Raw genomic sequence first — 18,515 nt, 5'->3', positions numbered from 1 at the left:
ATGTATTCGCAACACCGTTTTATCGATGGTCGCCCGCTGGAGATGCCACCGGGAAAAATCGTCTGTGTGGGCCGCAACTACGCGGCTCATGCCAAGGAATTGAATAACCCGGTACCCGAGCAGCCGCTGCTTTTCATCAAACCCGCCAGCGCCCTGGCTGCCTTGGAAGCGCCAATAGCGCTCCCACAGGGCAAGGGTGAATGCCACCACGAACTAGAGGTCGCCCTGCTGATCGGCTCGACGTTAAGCCAGGCGAAACCTGAAGACTGCCTGGCCGCGATAGCGGGATACGGCTTGGCACTCGACCTCACCCTTCGGGAGCTTCAGTCAGAACTAAAGGCCAAAGGCCACCCCTGGGAGAGAGCCAAAGCATTCGACGGCGCCTGCCCGCTGTCGGCATTTGTTCCGGCGGCCAGTGTCCCCGACTGGCGAGAGTTACGTTTTGAGCTGCATCGCAACGGTGAACGGCAGCAATCGGGTCACTGCAGCGACATGCTGTTTCCCATCGATGTATTACTTGCCGACATTAGTCATAGCTTCACATTGCAGCCCGGCGATATTGTGCTGACGGGAACCCCGGCAGGCGTGGGGCCACTGCAAAATGGCGACACCCTTACCTGCCAGCTCGACAAGCTGCTCAGTGTGACAACAGAAGTGCAAACGCCCTAAACAAAAAAACCGCCCTAAGGCGGTTTTTTTTATCAAGCCAAACGGCTTAATTCTGTCTGTGCGACGAACTTAAACTTCCAGCTTGCGCCAGTCAGTCTTCAGCTCAGTTGCCCAACCACGGATCTTTTTATCAACCTGTGGCGCGCGCGTCTCTGCAACTTCACCGGTTTTTGGATGCTTAAACTTACGCAGTGGGCGCGCGGCCTGCTTCTTGCGAGGCTTCTTAGCAGCCGCTTTTTTTGCGACGGGAGCGGCTTTGCCCGCAGCGGGTTTACGGCCGCGCTTCTTAGGTGCCGCAGCCTCAGTTTCATTCAAAATTTCCAGCAGGCCTTCGGCAGTTTGGCCGTGCTTTTTCATCAGTGCTTGCAGATCTGAAATAAACTTGAACTTCTGATCAAGCGCTTTGTGCTCTGCTTCGAGCTGCTTCTGAAGTTTTGCAATATCCATAAGATATCCTTAACTAATCATTGAATGAAAAATAACGCTTAACTAAATAATAGTCGCGCCAGGAAAATATGCTTCGCTTAATTATCAATCAGCACTCACAAGAAATAAACCAAATATCGAAGTTCTAACCTACAATCGCGCGATTATTGTGTTGAATTCCCATTAATAATGATTAAGGCACCTCTGATTAATTCGGTGATAACTCAGGCTTTGCCTTATTTCGCCTGGCCGTCGTTGCAACACTCATCAAGGAGAACCACCCTTGACCTTCGCGCTGCGCCTCGCCAGTGCACGCGAGAGGCTCCGCTGAGCCATTACCGAATTAATCAGAGGTGCCTTAAAGCCAGCGTTTATATCGAAAATAAACCAACATCAATACCGCTACGCCTATTAGCATGCCAACGAATAGCATAAAGGCTTGCTGATTATCCGCCCCCGGAATTCCGCCAACATTCACCCCTAATAAACCGGTAGCAAAGCCGAGCGGTAAAAAGATCGCCGAAACAATGGACAGCACATACATGCGCGCGTTCGACTCTTCGGAAATTTGATTGACCAATTCTTCCTGCGTAACGGCGGCGCGCTCACGCACACTATCGAGCGTTTCAATATACTGCGCTAAGCGATCACCGGATTCACGAACCGTGGCCCGGGCATCATTATCAAACCAGGCGACACGTTCACTTAATATCCAGTTCAGAGCCTCTCGCTGCGGCGCCAGGTAACGGCGCAGTGATATTGCCTGGCGACGCAAATCGCTCAATTGATTTCTGAGTCGCGCGCGCGGCGTCGTCAGCAATGACTCCTCCAACAGATCCACGCAATCTTCAGCTTCCTCTATTGGCCCGGCCATACGGCTAACCAAACGCTCACATAGCAGTGCCACAAACTCCGCGCTAGAACACGGGCCCTCACCACGCGCAAACCGACCAACCACATCGTCCATCGACAGCAAGCGCCGCTTTCGCGAGCTAATAATATGATTGGCGTCGGCAAATATACGCACCGACACCATATCTTCGGGGTCGGCATTGGGGTTCATATTAACGCCGCGCAGCGCCATCAATAGACCGCCATTGTGGGCCGCCGCGCGGGGCCGCGTTTCCTCTGCCAGCAACGCGGCAACTGCCAGATCATCCAGCGACGTAATATCTTCACGACTCGCGAAAGCAGATAACCACGGACGCGTGTCACTGTGGCTGTAATCCACGTGTACCCAGAGCACACCTTGCTCGGGCTTCCAGAGGTCTATTTCCTCGCGCGTAATTGCCCGTGCACCGCCTCGCCCATCGAAAATAAAGGCGTAGATAATTGATTCGCTCATAAAGCCTCCACCGTTTTCCGGATCATCGCACGCAAATGAGCCGCAGACTAGCGTATTCACAGCCTCCTCTTTCTGGGTGAGTCGCTAAGTGCTTCATCCGCCTAGAATGGTAAAAAAACACGATAAGAGAACAGCAATGAAAATTGGCGTCTGCCTTCCCTATATGAAACGCGGCCTGAGCCGTCAAACCTTTAAAGACTGGTGCGGCATTATCGACCAAGGCCCCTTCCACAGCTTGTCATGTGGTGAGCGCATCACAGGCTACAGCATGGAAATGCGCAACATCCTGGCTTTCGCAGCCGCCAGTACCGAGCGCGTGCGCATTATCCCGGCACTGTATGTGCTGCCCATGCACAGCGCTGTTCAAGCCGCTAAAGAAATTGCCACTCTGGATATTCTTTCCGAGGGTCGCGTCACGCTCACCGTGGGCGTGGGCGGTCGTGAAAAAGACTACCAGGCGCTCGGCGCGAGCATGAAAGGCCGCTTCCAACGCATGGACGATCAAATCGCGTTGATGAAACGGGTATGGCGGGGAGAGCAAATCGAGGACTATGACGAGATTGGCCCCGAGCCCGTGCAAGCGGGTGGCCCGCCTATTCTCGCCGGTGCGATGGGCCCCAAAAGTATCGACCGCGTTTCCAAGTGGGCCGATGGTCTGTATGGCTTTGCCATGGACGGCGACGCCGGGCTGATCGATTATTTTTTCAAGGCTGCCGACCAAGCCTGGGCAAACAGTCAGCGCCCCGACAAACCCTATCGCATGGGTGGCTTCTGGTACTCTCTGGCCGACAATGGTGAGCAGGCACTGCGCGACTATGTTTTCGACTACCTGAAAATTTTCGGCGACGCCGAAGCGGAAAAGGTCGCCGCAACCATGCGCATGCACGACCCGAAGGCCATACTCGACGGGCTCGACGCCATTGAAGCACTCGGTTGCGACGAAATTCAATTGGTGCCCGCCAGCGCCGATTTGGCCGAGGTAGACCGCCTCGCCAATTTGCTCGCCGGTCGTTAATGTATCGAAATAGCTGATAAATTAACGCAGATAAATCCGCTTTTTTATCAGCTCACCCTATCTATACTGGGCGTACTGTCATCGTATGGAGACGCGAGTCTTATGCCCCTTAGAAACACCAGCACCCGCTACGGCTGGGTAAGCATCGCCTTGCATTGGGGCATGGCCCTGGCCATCTTCGCCATGTTTGGGCTCGGCTTGTGGATGCGCGACCTCGGTTACTATGACACCTGGTACCAGCGCGCCCCCCATATTCATAAAAGCATCGGCCTTATCCTGTTGGCGCTGCTGGTCTTTCGGCTGCTGTGGCGCGCGATCAACCCCACACCGCAGGGCCCGCCGAATAGCCCGCGCTGGGAGCGTTTGAGCGCACACCTCACCCACTATGGCCTGTATGCCATGCTGGTCGTGATGATGCTTGCTGGCTATCTGATCTCAACCGCCGACGGGCGTGCCATCGAGGTTTTTAATTGGTTTAGTGTGCCGGCGACGGTGCAGGACCTGCCCAACCAGGAAGACGTTGCCGGCGAGATTCACGAGATTCTTGCCTGGGCCATTGTATTGCTGGCCGGTGTGCACGCACTGGCGGCCCTCAAGCACCATTTTTACAACCGCGACAACACCCTGAAAAAAATGCTCGGACTTGCCAACCAAGCACCGGACTCGCGGTCGAAGTAGTTTCAGCACTGGCTCACCACTCAATAACAGAGGATGTATGTATGAAAACCTTACTCTCACTCACCGCCGCCCTACTCATTGGCCTGAGCGGTAACCTTCACGCCACCGAATACAAAATCGACACCGCCGGCGCCCACGCCTTCATTCAATTTAAGATCAAGCACTTGGGCTACAGCTGGTTGCACGGTCGCTTTGACGACTTCGAAGGCCGTTTTAGCTACGACCCCAAAAAGCCCGAAGACTCGGATGTGACCGTTGTCATTGATACTGCCAGCGTCAACAGCAACCATGCCGAACGCGACAAGCACTTGCGCGGCAAGGACTTTCTTCACGTCGAGAAGTATCCTCAGGCCCGCTTTGAAAGCACTGCATTTATCCCTAAGGGTAACGGGAAAGCCGAACTGAAAGGCCAGCTGACGCTACACGGCGTAACTCGTGAAATTAGTATTGATGTGACAGAAATTGGCGGCGGCAAAGACCCCTGGGGCGGCTACCGCCAAGGCTTTACCGGCACCACTGAATTCGCCCTGAAGGATTTTGGCATCGACTTTGATCTGGGTCCCGCGTCGCGCACGGTACAAATGACCCTGGACATTGAAGGCATTGCACAAACCATGATGTAAACGGAACTTTTTAGATTTCCACCCGGTCTTACTATCGACTTATCTCAATACCCTCTTTCGGAGCCTTACGGCTCCGTTTTTTATTCTGCTTGGTCGGCAAACAAAAACGCATCACAGGCCTGCCAAATTTGCGCGCGGTAGTGCTCGCCTTCCTTTACCAGGTGATGACGCGCACCGGGAATAATCACCTCGCGCAAGCGACGATATTTCTTCCTCAGCACGGGCAAATTGTACTGCCAATCCACCGTATCATCGGCGTCGCCCTGCAGTATCAATACCGGGCAGTCACACGCTGGCTGAGCGTGAAACCACGGCAACCACTTTTTCAACGCCCCCACCTAGGCTACCGGCAATATGCGCGGCTGAAGCGGATCGCGCTCGCGCAAAAACTCTAGAAAGGCCTGGTCGTCGGAATTGTCGGCAAAGCGCCGCGGCAAACTGTGAAGGAAATACTTCATGATGCTGTGCGCGGGCTTGCCCCACCAAAACGCGCGCGGGCGCACCAGCGGCGCCATTAAAATCACCTGCTCAAAGTCATCGCTGCCGCCATCCAGAATATGCGAGCCGACAATGGCGCAACCCGTACTTTGGGCCATGGCAAAGCGTCGTGGTGGCAGCTCGAAAGGGGCCACCGCAGCAAAGGCGGCGCGCAATACGGAGCGGTAGCGAAAAAAGCTGTCTATCGATGCCCGCTCACCACTGGACAGGCCATGACCCGGCAGGTCGAAAGCCACCACACTGCAACCGTGTTTCAAGCAGTAATTGATCACATTGTTGAACAGGCCTACATGATCGTAGTAGCCGTGATAAACAAACGCGGTGCGCTGCGCGTTGGGCAACTTGAACACCTGCGTGGCGATGCGTTCGCCCTCCGCCTCAAAATAGCCAATGTAATGGCGCAAACCCGCGTAGTCCTTTTCAAGGTCAATGCCATAGTAAGCACAGTACTCCGGCAGCCAGGGCTGGCTGTTGACGGTCGATTGCAACGACAAGGGGCTGAGCGAAGGAAGGTTTTCTTGGTCGATATTATCGGGCCACGGCATAGCAAGGTCCTTAGATTTATCCTTTTTAGCGGGCCCTAGTGTGCCCCGTCTGCAGGTACAAAATAAAGGGCAAAAAAAAGCCCGGCAGTACCGGGCTTTTTAATCATCAGTGCGCGATGCGCGCCGAGATTATTTAATGTTTGGGTTTAAACGACCCGACTCGTACTCGCCAAACATCGCTTCCAAACTAACAGGTTTAATTTTGGAGGCATTGCCGGCCGTGCCGAAGGCTTCGTAGCGCGCAACACAAATTGCCTTCATTTCCTTGATGGTTTCTTTCAGGTATTTGCGCGGATCAAACTCGCTGGGGTTTTGCGCCATAAAGCGACGTACCGCACCCGTGGACGCCAGGCGTAAATCGGTATCGATATTGACCTTGCGCACACCGTATTTAATGCCCTCGACGATCTGCTCAACGGGCACACCGTATGTCTCGGGAATGTCACCGCCAAACTCGTTGATGATCGCCAGCCACTCCTGGGGCACACTGGAGCTGCCGTGCATTACCAAATGCGTGTCGGGAATACGCGCATGGATAGCTTTAATACGGTCGATCGCCAGAATATCGCCAGTGGGCGGACGCGTAAATTTGTAGGCACCGTGGCTAGTACCACAGGCAATAGCCAGCGCATCCACACCCGTTTTGGCAACGAAGTCAGCGGCTTCTTCGGGGTCGGTAAGCATCTGCTCGTGAGACAAGGTGCCCTCTGCACCCACGCCGTCCTCTTCACCGGCTTGCCCGGTTTCCAGTGAACCCAGACAACCCAACTCACCCTCAACGGAAACACCACAGGCATGAGCCATGTCGACAACGGTGCGGGTAACATCGACGTTGTAGTCATAGTCGGAGGGCGTTTTGCCATCTTCACGCAGCGAGCCGTCCATCATTACTGAGCTGAAGCCGAGTTGAATCGAGCGCTGACAAACGGCGGGGCTGGTGCCGTGATCCTGGTGCATCACTACGGGAATTTCAGGGAATTCTTCAATCGCCGCAAGAATCATATGACGCAGGAAAGGCGCGCCAGCATACTTTCGCGCCCCAGCCGAAGCTTGCATGATCACTGGGCTGTCGGTTTCTCTCGCCGCTTCCATAATGGCGCGGGTTTGCTCCAGGTTATTTACATTAAATGCCGGTACGCCATAGCCGTATTCTGCGGCGTGATCCAGCATTTGACGCATGCTGATAAGTGCCATGTGAGTTCCCTTTTCAGTCTTTTAAATATGAATTATTGATCGGCGAGCGCGCTTACTTGGCGCGCTCTTCCAGTACCGCAACTGCCGGTAATACTTTGCCCTCAACATATTCGAGGAAGGCGCCGCCCCCGGTCGAAATGTAGGACACCTTGTCGGCAATACCAAATTTGTCTACCGCCGCCAGCGTATCGCCACCACCCGCTATCGAGAAGGCGTCTGACTCAGCGATCGCGTTGGCAATGTCTTCGGTGCCATCGGCAAACTGGTCGAATTCAAATACACCCACCGGGCCGTTCCAAATAATGGTGCCGGCCTGACGCAGAATGGCCGCCAGCACGGAGCCGGTCACCGGGCCAACATCAAAAATCATGTCGTCGTCGCCGACATTTTCCACTGGGCGCAATGTTGCCGGCTCGTTCTCGTCGAACTTCTTACCTGTCATTACATCGCTGGGCAGCGGGATATCGCACTTCTCCATTAGCGCTTTTGCCTGCGGAATCAGGTCGTCCTCGCAAAGCGATTTACCGACGTTATAGCCCGCCGCCGCCAGGAAAGTGTTGGCGATGCCGCCACCAACAATCAGCTGATCCACTTTGTCAGACAGTGTTTCCAATACGGTCAGCTTGGTGGAAACCTTTGAACCACCGACAATGGCAACCATCGGGCGCGCAGGGTTAGCCAGGGCCTTTTCCAAATTCTCCAGCTCATTGGCCAGCAGCGGGCCAGCACAGGCCGTTGGCGCAAACTTGGCAACGCCGTGGGTCGACGCCTGCGCCCGGTGGGCCGTACCGAAAGCGTCCATAACGAAGATGTCGCAGAGCGCGGCATAGGCCTTGGCCAGGGACTCATCATCTTTCTTTTCGCCGGGATTAAAGCGAACGTTTTCCAATAGCACCAGTTGCCCGGCCTCCAGCTCTACGCCGTCGCGCCAATCGGCTACCAGCGGTACCGGCTGGCCGAGGGCATCACTGAGGTAGTCGGCCACAGGGCGCATTGAGTATTTTTCTTCAAACTCACCCTCAGTCGGGCGCCCCAGGTGAGACATCACAATCACCTTGGCCCCTTTTTCCAACGCCAGTTTCAAGGTTGGCAGGGCCGCACGCAGACGAGCATCGGAGCTCACTTTTCCATCCTTGATGGGCACGTTCAGATCTTCACGTATCAGCAGACGCTTGCCCGCCAGATCCAAATCACGCATTTTCAATACGTTCATAACACTTCCCGTTTCACTATCCGTTTACCGAACTAAACTCGCCTGCTTGTGCAGATCTGTGTACCCACAGCAACATTGCCCGGGGCACGCTAACAGTGCCGCCTAATGCAGCCAGTGTGCGACCATGTCCAACATACGGTTGGCATAGCCCCATTCATTGTCGAACCAGGTGAAGACACTCACCAGCTCGTCCGCCACCCGCGTTTGCCCGGCATCGACAATACCGGAGCGCGGATCGTGGTTAAAATCACAGGACGCCAGCGGCTCCTCGCTCACCCCCAGTACAGCACTCAGCCGACCGCGCGCGGCCATTTGCAGGGCCGCATTCACATCGCTGGGTGACACCCGAGATTGCAGGGTCACGCTCAGCTCCATTGCCGAGACATTGTGCGTGGGAATACGCACCGCCCGCGCCGCGAAACGGCCATCCAGATCCGGCAAGATGCGACCAATACCCGCCGCCAATCCCGTATCGACCGGAATCATCGACATGCCCGCCGCGCGCGTTTTGCGCAGGTCGGTGTGGTGATAGGCGTCCAACACCGGCTGGTCGTTCATTGCCGAGTGAATGGTGGTAATACAGCCCGAGCGCACTCCAAAGGCCTGGTGCAACACATCGATGACCGGGGTAATGCCATTGGTGGTACACGAGGCATTGGAGATCACCCGCTGCTCGCTGGTCAGGCCGTGGTGATTTAAGCCAAACACATAGGTCGGAATACTCGCCTCACCGGGTTGCGACAACAACACATGCCGTGCCCCGCGCTCCAGGTGTTCATGGAGTGCGGCCTCACTGCCGAGGGTACCGCTGCATTCCAGTACCACATCGATGTTGTGCCGACTCCAGTCAACATCGCGCAGCGCGGTGCAGTGGCTCACGGCAATCTCGTCACCGTTAATGCGCAAACACTCAACACCTTTTTCCACCGTACCCACAAAACGGCCGTGGGTACTGTCGTAGCGCGTTAAGTGCGCGATGGTGTCCAGATCGGCAGGCTCGTTAATGGCCACAATACGCATGGCGTCGCGCATTGGCGACTCGTAGAGCGCCCGCAATACGCAGCGCCCAATGCGCCCATAGCCATTGATCGCCAGTCGAATCATTCGCCTATGCAGTCCTCAACAGCAGCAACCACCGCCTCGGTGGTAATGCCAAAGTGCTTGAAGAGTTCACCCGCCGGCGCCGACTCGCCAAAGCTGTCCATCCCGACAATACGGCCATCCAGGCCAACGTACTTGTACCAATAGTCTTTGTGCGCCGCTTCAACGGCGACGCGCGCCAATACGTTGCTAGGCAATACCGACTCGCGATAGTAGCCGTCTTGCGTTTCAAAGGCTTCGGCGCAGGGCATAGACACTACGCGTACTTTGCGACCATTTTCAGCCAGCTGTTGCTGGGCTGCCATCGCCAGTTTCACTTCCGAACCGGTGGCAATAATAATGGCCTCGGGTTCGCCCTCGCAGTCACTCAATACATAGGCGCCGCGAGCAATGGCGGCAACCTGAGCGCTGCTGCGGTTCTGATGAGGCAAACCCTGGCGGGTAAAGATCAGTGCCGTCGGGCCATCGGCGCGCTCCAGTGCGCTGCGCCAGGCCACGGCCGATTCGACCATATCGCAGGGGCGCCACAGCGCCATATTCGGGGTGCCACGCAGTGACGCAATTTGCTCGATTGGTTGGTGAGTCGGGCCGTCTTCACCCAGGCCGATGGAGTCGTGGGTGTAAACAAAGATACTGCGCTGCTTCATCAGCGCCGCCATACGTACCGCGTTGCGGGCGTATTCCATGAACACCAGGAAGGTCGCGCCGTAGTTGATAAAACCACCGTGCAGGGCAATACCGTTCATCATGGCCGACATACCGAATTCGCGCACGCCGTAGTGCAGGTAGTTGCCACTGGCATCGTCGGCTTCAACCGCCTTGGAACCCTTCCACCATGTGAGGTTGGAGCCCGCCAAATCGGCCGAGCCGCCAAGCAGCTCTGGCAGCATCTCACCGTAGGCATCCAGACACAGCTGCGACGCTTTGCGGGTGGCGACTTCCTTACCCTCGTCTTGGCACTGGGCAATAAAGGCATCGGCCTTCTGGGCAAAGTCGGCGGGCAAGTCACCGCTCAGGCGGCGCTTAAATTCAGCGGCTAGCTCTGGGTGGGCAGCCTGGTAGGCGGCAAACTTCTCATTCCACGCATGCTCGGCAGCAGCGCCGCGCTCGCGAGCGCTCCAGGCACTGTAGACGTCCTCAGGCACCTCAAAGCTGCCGTGGGGCCAGTTAAGCGCTTCGCGAGTCAGGGCAATTTCGTCATCGCCCAGTGGCGCGCCGTGGCACTCTTCTTTGCCCTGCTTATTGGGCGAGCCCTTACCAATGACCGTTTTGCAGCAGATCAGTGTGGGCTTGTTCGGCTCGGCGCGACCCGCCTCAATGGCGGCGGCAATGGCATCGCTGTCGTGGCCGTCGACCGCTGGGATCACCTGCCAGCCGTAGGCTTCAAAGCGTTTGGGGGTATCGTCGCTGAACCAGCCTTCCACTTCACCGTCGATGGAAATGCCATTGTCGTCATAGAAAGCGATCAATTTACCCAGGCCCAAGGTACCGGCCAGTGAACATACCTCATGGGAGATGCCTTCCATCAGACAGCCGTCGCCCATAAAGGTATAGGTGTAGTGGTCAACGATATCGTGGCCGTCGCGGTTGAACTGCGCCGCGAGAATTTTCTCAGCCGTGGCCATGCCCACCGCGTTGGCAATGCCCTGACCCAGCGGCCCAGTGGTGGTTTCGACACCGGGGGTATAGCCGTATTCAGGATGGCCGGGGGTTTTGCTGTGCAGCTGGCGGAAGTTTTTCAAGTCATCGATAGACAGGTCGTAACCGCTCAGGTGAAGCAGCGAGTAGATCAGCATGGAGCCGTGACCATTGGAAAGCACAAAACGGTCGCGGTTGGCCCACTCAGGGTTGGCCGGGTTGTGCTGCAAGTAGTCGCGCCACAACACCTCGGCAATATCGGCCATGCCCATGGGCGCACCCGGATGGCCGGACTTGGCTTTCTGGACGGCGTCCATACTCAAAGCGCGAATGGCGTTAGCGAGGTCGCTACGTGAAGGCATCGGGAGCTCCTGAAATTGTGATGGCGGCAAAGAGGGCGCTATTTTCCCCTACCCCGCGCGATACAGCAAATATCAGGAGCGTAAAAATGGCCGCTGGACCAATAAAAGCGGCTTTTATCGGTGCGCGGGGGCAATTGCTGCCGCCGCGCATGGTGGCAGCACTATTTTAGTTTTTTGTACTTCATGCGCTTGGGCGCAGCATTGTTGCCTTTGCGCGCCACAAAGTCCTCGTGGTATTCGCTGTAATTGCCCTCAAAGAACACCACCTCACTGTCGCCCTCATAGGCCAAAATGTGGGTGGCGATTCGGTCGAGGAACCAGCGATCGTGGGAGATCACCAGCGCGCAACCGGGGAAGTCCAGCATGGCGTCTTCCAGTGCACGCAGGGTTTCCACGTCGAGGTCGTTGGACGGTTCGTCCAACAGCAACACATTGCCGCCTTCTTTTAACGTGCAGGCCAATTGCAGTCGACCGCGTTCACCCCCGGACAGCTCACCCACGCGCTTCTGCTGGTCACTGCCCTTGAAGTTAAAGCGGCCAATATAGGCCCGCGAGGGAATTTCGTAGCTGCCGATGCGCAATACATCCAAGCCATCAGACACCGCTTCCCACACGGTTTTGCTGTCATCGAGGGCATCGCGCATTTGCTCCACCGATACCAGCTTCACCGTCTCGCCCAACTCAATGCTGCCGGAATCAGGCTGTTCCTTGCCGCTGATCATGCGGAACAGAGTGGACTTACCGGCGCCGTTACCGCCGACAATACCCACAATCGCGCCCTTGGGAATACTGAAGCTAAGATCGTTAATCAGCGCGCGATCACCGTAGCCCTTGCTAACGTGATTCACCTCAATCACCTTGTCGCCCAAGCGAGGACCCGGTGGAATGTAGATCTCATTGGTCTCGCTGCGCGACTGGAATTCCTGCGACTGCATTTCCTCAAAGCGCGCCAGACGCGCCTTGCTCTTGCTTTGACGCCCCTTGGCGTTACTGCGCACCCACTCCAGCTCGGTGGCAATTGCTTTTTTGCGCGACGCCTCCGACTTGGCCTCTTGCTCCAGGCGCTGTTCCTTGGCTTCCAGCCAGTCGGAATAGTTACCCTCGTAAGGAATACCGCGGCCGCGGTCGAGTTCCAGAATCCAGTTGGCGGCGTTATCGAGGAAATAGCGGTCGTGCGTGATCGCCACCACAGTGCCAGGGAAGTCACATAAAAAGCGCTCCAACCAGCCCACCGATTCGGCATCCAAATGGTTGGTCGGCTCGTCCAACAGCAGCATATCCGGGTTCGACAACAGCAAGCGACACAGCGCGACACGGCGGCGCTCACCACCGGAGATTTTTGTTACGTCGGCATCCCAGGGTGGCAGACGCAAGGCATCGGCCGCCACTTCCAGTTTGTGATCCAGGTTGTGGGCATCGGTCGCCTGAATAATATCTTCCAGCTCGGCTTGGCGCTTGGCCAGCGCATCAAAGTCGGCGTCAGCCTCGGCGTAGGCGGCGTAGACTTTGTCCAGCTCGGCCAGCGCATCTTTCGCCTCTGCCACGCCGTCTTCGACATTGCCGCGCACGTCTTTGCTCGGATCCAGCTCTGGCTCCTGGGGCAGGTAACCAATCTTGATACCCGGCTGCGGGCGCGCCTCGCCATTAAATTCGGTATCAACCCCCGCCATAATGCGCAGCAAGGTAGACTTACCGGCACCGTTCAAGCCCAGCACACCGATTTTGGCACCCGGGAAGAAAGAAAGGGAAATATCGCTGAGAATCTCGCGCTTGGGTGGCACGACTTTGCTCACGCGATTCATGGTGTAGACGAATTGCGCCATGGTCACTCCTGAATACACGACAAACCGCCCTAGGCGGCAAACAAAATGTGAGCGAACGTTACCGAAAGGGGCGAGCATTGGCAATCCGAGAGCAGCGATGCCACACACTTCACCGCGATTGACGGCGCCGCTATAGCTCTCTCAGGGCCAGCGCCACACCGTCAGCGATGCGCTCACTGGGGTGCAGCACTACCGTTTCCCCGACACTCAACCCGTCTAACACCTGCGCGCTGCGGCCATTATTTTGCCCCACCACGACCGGCGTCAGTACCGCCTTATTGTCGAGCACCCTGAATACGGCCCACTGCCCCTGACTGCGAAATAATGCGCCAGTGGCAACCTGTACGACATCGCTGCCGCGCCAAAGCTCCACCTCAGCATCAACCCGATAGCCGTGGCCCAGCCCCTGCCAAAGCGACTGCGCGCCGATCAACTCCACGATGACATTCACTCGCTGCTCTTCTATACCCAAAGCGGAAATTTTCGTAAAACCATAGGGCTCAACGCGCTGAACACGGCCTCGGAGCGGCTGCTCCCCGCCCCAGCCACTGATGTGGACCTCAGCACCGTCTTCCACCCTGACAGCGTCGCGCGACAGTAAATCAACCACCACCTCCAGCTCCGCTGGATCGCCTAACTCCAGCAACGGAGTTCCGGCTGCCACCACATTCTCGCTCTCCTGCAAGATACGCAGGATGCGGCCACTAATCGGCGATACCAGTGGTACCACCTGCACCTCGTCGCGATCGTCCGCCGTCGCCAACACCGCTTTGGCATTTTCCAGCTCGGCGGCGCGCATACCCTCAGCCGCCTGCGCACTGCGACTCGCCGCAAGCGCGGATTTCAGCGCTAACTCGGCGCGATCCAGCTCCGCATCCGAGGCACTGCCCTGCTCGGCCATTCGGCGAATGCGCTGCAACTGACTGCGAGCAAAATCAAGCTGTGCGGCCACCTCCTGGCCCTGCGCTCGTGCCAACACCAGAGCGGCGTTAGCAGCCCGCAAATTCGCTTCGGCCTGGCGACGACTGCGCGAGTCCAACACCACCGGATCGCTTGGCAGCAGCTTCGCTAATAGGGTTTCGCCGGCCGTCACCGCATCGCCGACTTGTTGATCGATTCGCAATAAATGGCCGGCAACCGGCGCTGAAACCACGTAAACATCCTCAATGCGGGTATAACCTTCATCTTTCACAGTCACCTGCATATCGCCTCGAAAGACACCAGCCATATCAACCGGCACTGGGTCGGGCGAAAAGGCGTAGATAAAAAAACCGAGCAAAGACACCACAAGCACCGCAATAATGCTGCGCTTAATGGTTTTACTTTCTGCGGAAGCTACCATCGCGTTCATTCCCTTGTTTTAAGTACGGCAACGAGGTCGAGGTGATCGATACGACGCCTCACCAACAAGCCCGAAACAATGGCGGCCAGCACCACCACTAATGCCGCATAACCATAGGTCGCTGTGTTAATCACCAATGGGATGCGGAATAACTCGGTATCAAACGAGGCGACCATAAGCCAAGCCAGACCGTAACCAAGTACCGCGCCCAGCGGCAACGCCAACAGAGTCAGCAGCGCCAGCTCACCGAGCAATATATAAGACACTTCACCACGGGTCAGGCCCAGCACTCGCAAGCTGGCCAACTCACGCCCGCGCTCAGACAAAGAAATGCGCGCGCTGTTGTACACCACCCCAACCGTAATCAGGCCGGCAAATAAGGTATTGAAAAAGACAAAGGTGCCGAGACTCTCTTGAAGGGTATCGTTAAACGCTTGCTGAGCACTTTCCTGTAAACCGACACCCGCGACGATGGGGGTATTTTTTAATGCGCGATACAGGGCCTCGGTCTGATCGCCATCGACCAGCAGGTAGCCACCGGAAATCGCGACCTCCTCTTTCAACAAGCGACTCAGACTAACCAAGTTCATGTAGGCCGATGTTCCCATGTAGGTTTTCACCACTGCCACCACAGGAACATCCAGCACCGGCCGCCGCCCCTCGGCGACCTCCACAGACAGCAGGTCGCCAACATCCACGTGAAGTAACTCGGCGAGCTTATCAGACAACACAATCCCCTCGGCGGGAATGACCACAGGCTGGTAGTGCGTATCGACCACGCGACTCAACTCACTCCCCTGGGCGAGGCCGATTATCGACTCTCGTCGACGATATTGGCCGTTCTTGAAAATAACAGGCACTGCCCGAAACGGCTCTGCCGCCAGGACACCGGGCTCGTGCAGTAAATCTTGCAATGCTCGCTCGTTACGGGGCTCGACAAAGCTCACCGTTACATCCTGCCGATCGATAACGTTAAAGCTCACATCAATCATATGCACCATGGCATCCATGGAAAAACTCGAACCGATAAGCAGCGCCATGGACAGGGCAATGCCCAGCGAGGTCAAGCCGGAGCGCTTCGGCCAGCGATAGATATGCCGGCATATCATCCGCGAGGGTTGGTCCAGCCAACGCGACAAGGACTCGAGCCACAATGCAGAGCGGCTGTAGTCAGGTGGCGGTGGCGGCACCATCGCCACCGCGGGCCGCAACCGGACCACCTTGATAACCGAAGAGAAGGTGCCAAACACCGCGATCAGCAGGCTTACCCCTGCGGCAACGAGAAATACCGACGCTGGCGCGCGAAACAGCAGGAAGGGAAACTTAAAATAGTCCATATACAGAGCCGCCAAACCCTGCCCCAACCACAGCCCCAGCATACAACCCATCGCAATGCCCAGGGCAGTAATCGCTCCAACCATTTTCAAGTAATGTAAACCGACAAACAGGTCGCCGTAGCCAAAGGCCTTGAGTAAACCAATTTGCTCGCGCTCGGTTTCAATAAGCCTACTCACAACAACGTTTAGCAGAAAGGCGGCGACCAACAAAAAGATCGGTGGCAGCAGCTTTCCCATCGTATTGAGCTGGTCAATTTCGTTAGATAAAAATTGATCTGATATTTGATGAGAGCGACCATACGCGCCCGGCGTGCCATAGGGTCGAAGCAGTGTATCCAGACGATCAACCAGAGCGTCTTCACTGCTGCCCGGCGAGTGCAAAATCAGCGCCTCATTAAACGCGCCATCGAGGTCAAATGCCGAACCCAGCGCTTTTCGACTCATCCACAGCACGCCAAAACGGCGGTCGTCCGGTACCAATTCTCCCGGCGCAATGGCATAGACATACTCGGGAGATAATACGGTTCCCACCAGCGTTAAGCGTCGCTGTGTACCATTGAGAATGGCATAGAGATGATCGCCGAGCGTCAGCTTGTGCGCATTGGCGAAGGACTCCAACACCAACACCTCATTGCTGTGCTGAGGATCTAAATAGCGCCCACTGCGCAGAACGATATCGTTAATACGGGGTTGCGGCGCATCGGGCAGTGAAATGATCTGCCCTGAGATCGGTGCCTGCGCGCCGACAACATCCAATATCGCCGCCACGCGAATGCGACTCTCGGCACGGCGCACTCCGGGGAGAGCAGCGATTTCATCGAGCAGCGCACGCGGGGCGCGCTTAACCGGCGCCACCACATCAGCAAAGCGGTAGCGCTCATAGTAAGCGCTGCGAGTCTCCTCCAGAGACACCAGCATCCCCTTGGACATCACGTACATGCCCACACCGCAAGCAATCACAATCGCAATAGCAAATGCCTGGCCTTTAATATGCCAGAGGTCGCGCAGTAATTTTCGATCCAGCGGCTTCAGCCACAGTAAGCCTCGGGCCCGGCGCCACCAACCGGCCATTACCAGCTCAGCTCCGAGGGCTTGAGTGGCTGGGCGTTAACACGGGTTTCCTTAATCGCCCCGTCGGCCATAATTAATACCCGATCCGCCATCTCAGCGATGCCAGCATTGTGGGTAATCACCAAGGTCGTGGTATCGAGCCTGCGATTGGCACTGGACAAGGCTTCCAACACAACGACACCGGTCTTGCTGTCCAGCGCCCCGGTTGGCTCGTCGCAAAGCAGCACGCGCGGCTGTTTGGCTATCGCTCGGGCAATGGCGACTCGCTGCTGCTCACCGCCAGACAACTGGGCAGGGAAATGGTCCATACGCTCACCCAATCCCACCAACTGCAGCGCCTCTTCAGCCGCCATTGCCTGCTCGGCTATTTCGGTTACCAGGGTCACGTTCTCACGCGCGGTCAAACTGGGAATGAGATTGTAAAACTGAAAGACGAACCCTACGTGCTGGCGACGGTAGGCGGTGAGGTGACGATCATTAAAGGCGGTAAGCTCCTCGCCATTAAAAAACACCTGCCCCTCACTGGGTGAATCGAGCCCCCCGAGGATGTTCAACAGGGTCGATTTACCACTGCCGGATTGGCCGAGCAGCACCACCAGTTCGCCGCGCGGCACATCAAGGTCAACCCCCCGCAGCGCGTATACCTTGGATTCGCCAGCGCCATAGGTTTTGGTTAGCCCCCGTACATGGAAGGCCAGTGGCGCGTCATCCTTCTCCGGCATGTAGTCAGCACTCGCATCCTGGTGAATTGCCACTACAGAATAGCAAGGCGGGACGGTGCTGCGCGACAGGCGCGTCACCGAATGGCATTGGCCCTATGTCATTTTGGCAACCACACTCAGCGGCAACACCTTCATTAACCACCCCATCGGCACCCAGGGCCAACCCGGCACTTTGGCTTCGCCCGGCTCTTTCTCGATAGCCTTGACCAAGGCCTTGCACCCCGTTTCCAGGTCGACCCGCATTGGCGCTTTTTTCAGATCTTCGTTGATGGGTGTGAGAATAAAGCCCGGAAGGATACAACTCACTTTGATCGGCGTGCCAATAACATCGGCGCGCAGCCCCTCTGTCATGGTGCGCAGCCCCGCTTTGGTAGCAGCGTAAATGTTGATGGCACGCGGCATGCCACGCAGCGCACTCATTGAAGAGATGGTGACCAAGTGCCCGGCATTTTGCTCGCGAAATATGGTCATTGCCGCTTCGCACTGCGCCAAGGCACCCGTGAAATTAGTCTGTGCGGTGCGAAGGTTGGCGTGGAAGTACCCGGTACCCATCGACGCACCCTTGCCCATTCCCGCATTCACAATCACTCTATCGAGGCTACCCAACTCATCGCGAAAAGCATTAAAGACGGTAAACACCTGCTCATAGTCACACACATCCAGGGCTTTAATCAGCACCTGAACATCGGGGTGTTTTGCCTCAAGGTCCGATTTAATCGCCTCCAGGTTTTCAACCCGCCGTGCGCACAGCGCCAAGTTGCAGCCTTTCGCAGCAAACGCCCGCGCCATGCCCTCACCAAGGCCCGAGCTAGCGCCGGTAATCAACACATTCTTTCTAAACATAACGTCCCCCGATCTCATTTCTATTCACATGGATATTGTTATATTCGCTTCAGGCCAAAGCGGCCACATC

At 56.6% G+C, this 18,515-nt stretch carries 17 protein-coding genes; 4 read left to right on the top strand and 13 right to left on the bottom strand.

Features of this window, described 5'->3' with window-relative positions:
• The gene (locus tag B3K78_RS11670; protein ID WP_286695602.1) at positions 1-669 is read left to right on the top strand and encodes a fumarylacetoacetate hydrolase family protein; all 669 of its coding nucleotides are present in this window, start codon (positions 1-3) and stop codon (positions 667-669) included.
• 69 nt (positions 670-738) lie between these two features.
• Here the strand turns inward: B3K78_RS11670 and B3K78_RS11665 are convergent, their stop codons facing one another.
• Both B3K78_RS11665 and B3K78_RS11660 read right to left on the bottom strand, forming a co-directional pair.
• On the bottom strand, positions 739-1,116 hold the full coding sequence (locus B3K78_RS11665) for a hypothetical protein (protein ID WP_286695601.1): 378 nt from the start codon (positions 1,114-1,116) through the stop codon (positions 739-741).
• A gap of 337 nt (positions 1,117-1,453) precedes the next feature.
• Positions 1,454-2,440, bottom strand: coding sequence for a zinc transporter ZntB (locus B3K78_RS11660; protein ID WP_286695600.1), 987 nt, complete (start codon positions 2,438-2,440; stop codon positions 1,454-1,456).
• A gap of 136 nt (positions 2,441-2,576) precedes the next feature.
• Here B3K78_RS11660 and B3K78_RS11655 point away from each other — a divergent pair, with 136 nt between their 5' ends.
• The 3 genes from B3K78_RS11655 to B3K78_RS11645 all read left to right on the top strand — a co-directional run bounded on the left by B3K78_RS11655 (position 2,577) and on the right by B3K78_RS11645 (position 4,756).
• The gene (locus B3K78_RS11655) at positions 2,577-3,455 is read left to right on the top strand and encodes an LLM class flavin-dependent oxidoreductase (RefSeq protein WP_027875143.1); all 879 of its coding nucleotides are present in this window, start codon (positions 2,577-2,579) and stop codon (positions 3,453-3,455) included.
• A 102-nt stretch (positions 3,456-3,557) separates the two neighbouring features.
• The gene (locus B3K78_RS11650) at positions 3,558-4,133 is read left to right on the top strand and encodes a cytochrome b (RefSeq protein WP_286695599.1); all 576 of its coding nucleotides are present in this window, start codon (positions 3,558-3,560) and stop codon (positions 4,131-4,133) included.
• Positions 4,134-4,174: 41 nt separating this feature from the next.
• Complete coding sequence (locus B3K78_RS11645) at positions 4,175-4,756, top strand: YceI family protein (protein ID WP_286695598.1); 582 nt, start codon at positions 4,175-4,177, stop codon at positions 4,754-4,756.
• An 80-nt stretch (positions 4,757-4,836) separates the two neighbouring features.
• On the opposite strand, the gene B3K78_RS11640 is transcribed toward B3K78_RS11645, so the two are convergent.
• From B3K78_RS11640 to B3K78_RS11590, 11 genes are all read right to left on the bottom strand, one after another.
• On the bottom strand, positions 4,837-5,085 hold the full coding sequence (locus B3K78_RS11640; RefSeq protein ID WP_286695597.1) for an alpha/beta hydrolase: 249 nt from the start codon (positions 5,083-5,085) through the stop codon (positions 4,837-4,839).
• Between the two features lie 9 nt (positions 5,086-5,094).
• Positions 5,095-5,799, bottom strand: coding sequence for an alpha/beta hydrolase (locus B3K78_RS11635; protein ID WP_286695596.1), 705 nt, complete (start codon positions 5,797-5,799; stop codon positions 5,095-5,097).
• A 129-nt stretch (positions 5,800-5,928) separates the two neighbouring features.
• The gene (gene fba, locus B3K78_RS11630) at positions 5,929-6,993 is read right to left on the bottom strand and encodes a class II fructose-bisphosphate aldolase (RefSeq protein ID WP_027875146.1); all 1,065 of its coding nucleotides are present in this window, start codon (positions 6,991-6,993) and stop codon (positions 5,929-5,931) included.
• 52 nt (positions 6,994-7,045) lie between these two features.
• Positions 7,046-8,206, bottom strand: a complete 1,161-nt coding sequence (locus B3K78_RS11625; RefSeq protein ID WP_204996081.1) for a phosphoglycerate kinase — start codon at positions 8,204-8,206, stop codon at positions 7,046-7,048.
• 102 nt (positions 8,207-8,308) lie between these two features.
• The gene (locus B3K78_RS11620; protein ID WP_204996080.1) at positions 8,309-9,310 is read right to left on the bottom strand and encodes a type I glyceraldehyde-3-phosphate dehydrogenase; all 1,002 of its coding nucleotides are present in this window, start codon (positions 9,308-9,310) and stop codon (positions 8,309-8,311) included.
• A complete protein-coding gene (gene tkt, locus B3K78_RS11615; protein WP_286695595.1) occupies positions 9,307-11,307 on the bottom strand; it encodes a transketolase in 2,001 nt (666 codons plus the stop codon). Before tkt ends, B3K78_RS11620 begins: the two co-directional genes overlap by 4 nt.
• A 161-nt stretch (positions 11,308-11,468) precedes the next feature.
• The gene (gene ettA, locus B3K78_RS11610; protein WP_027875150.1) at positions 11,469-13,130 is read right to left on the bottom strand and encodes an energy-dependent translational throttle protein EttA; all 1,662 of its coding nucleotides are present in this window, start codon (positions 13,128-13,130) and stop codon (positions 11,469-11,471) included.
• Positions 13,131-13,260: 130 nt separating this feature from the next.
• Positions 13,261-14,472, bottom strand: a complete 1,212-nt coding sequence (locus B3K78_RS11605; RefSeq protein ID WP_286695594.1) for an efflux RND transporter periplasmic adaptor subunit — start codon at positions 14,470-14,472, stop codon at positions 13,261-13,263.
• A gap of 5 nt (positions 14,473-14,477) precedes the next feature.
• Positions 14,478-16,880 carry an ABC transporter permease gene (locus tag B3K78_RS11600; RefSeq protein ID WP_286695593.1) on the bottom strand — a complete coding sequence of 801 codons (2,403 nt, stop codon included), beginning with the start codon at positions 16,878-16,880 and terminating at the stop codon, positions 14,478-14,480.
• Positions 16,880-17,635 carry an ABC transporter ATP-binding protein gene (locus B3K78_RS11595; RefSeq protein WP_286695592.1) on the bottom strand — a complete coding sequence of 252 codons (756 nt, stop codon included), beginning with the start codon at positions 17,633-17,635 and terminating at the stop codon, positions 16,880-16,882. The genes B3K78_RS11600 and B3K78_RS11595 overlap by 1 nt, the downstream gene beginning before the upstream one ends.
• A 60-nt stretch (positions 17,636-17,695) precedes the next feature.
• Complete coding sequence (locus B3K78_RS11590) at positions 17,696-18,445, bottom strand: SDR family oxidoreductase (RefSeq protein WP_286695591.1); 750 nt, start codon at positions 18,443-18,445, stop codon at positions 17,696-17,698.
• Between the last annotated feature and the right edge of the window lie 70 nt (positions 18,446-18,515).

It is taken from the genome of Spongiibacter sp. UBA1325, assembly GCF_002306875.1.
Taxonomy (GTDB): domain Bacteria; phylum Pseudomonadota; class Gammaproteobacteria; order Pseudomonadales; family Spongiibacteraceae; genus Spongiibacter; species Spongiibacter marinus.
The sequence above is the reverse complement of the archived record's forward strand: the minus strand, read 5'-3'. Positions and strand labels throughout refer to the sequence as shown.

Coding starts and splice junctions, on each gene's coding strand:
- B3K78_RS11670 (WP_286695602.1), top strand. CDS start 1: ATGTATTCGCAACACCGTTTTATCGATGGTCGCCCGCTGGAGATGCCA.
- B3K78_RS11665 (WP_286695601.1), bottom strand. CDS start 1,116: ATGGATATTGCAAAACTTCAGAAGCAGCTCGAAGCAGAGCACAAAGCG.
- B3K78_RS11660 (WP_286695600.1), bottom strand. CDS start 2,440: ATGAGCGAATCAATTATCTACGCCTTTATTTTCGATGGGCGAGGCGGT.
- B3K78_RS11655 (WP_027875143.1), top strand. CDS start 2,577: ATGAAAATTGGCGTCTGCCTTCCCTATATGAAACGCGGCCTGAGCCGT.
- B3K78_RS11650 (WP_286695599.1), top strand. CDS start 3,558: ATGCCCCTTAGAAACACCAGCACCCGCTACGGCTGGGTAAGCATCGCC.
- B3K78_RS11645 (WP_286695598.1), top strand. CDS start 4,175: ATGAAAACCTTACTCTCACTCACCGCCGCCCTACTCATTGGCCTGAGC.
- B3K78_RS11635 (WP_286695596.1), bottom strand. CDS start 5,799: ATGCCGTGGCCCGATAATATCGACCAAGAAAACCTTCCTTCGCTCAGC.
- fba (WP_027875146.1), bottom strand. CDS start 6,993: ATGGCACTTATCAGCATGCGTCAAATGCTGGATCACGCCGCAGAATAC.
- B3K78_RS11625 (WP_204996081.1), bottom strand. CDS start 8,206: ATGAACGTATTGAAAATGCGTGATTTGGATCTGGCGGGCAAGCGTCTG.
- B3K78_RS11620 (WP_204996080.1), bottom strand. CDS start 9,310: ATGATTCGACTGGCGATCAATGGCTATGGGCGCATTGGGCGCTGCGTA.
- tkt (WP_286695595.1), bottom strand. CDS start 11,307: ATGCCTTCACGTAGCGACCTCGCTAACGCCATTCGCGCTTTGAGTATG.
- ettA (WP_027875150.1), bottom strand. CDS start 13,130: ATGGCGCAATTCGTCTACACCATGAATCGCGTGAGCAAAGTCGTGCCA.
- B3K78_RS11605 (WP_286695594.1), bottom strand. CDS start 14,472: ATGGTAGCTTCCGCAGAAAGTAAAACCATTAAGCGCAGCATTATTGCG.
- B3K78_RS11600 (WP_286695593.1), bottom strand. CDS start 16,880: ATGGCCGGTTGGTGGCGCCGGGCCCGAGGCTTACTGTGGCTGAAGCCG.
- B3K78_RS11590 (WP_286695591.1), bottom strand. CDS start 18,445: ATGTTTAGAAAGAATGTGTTGATTACCGGCGCTAGCTCGGGCCTTGGT.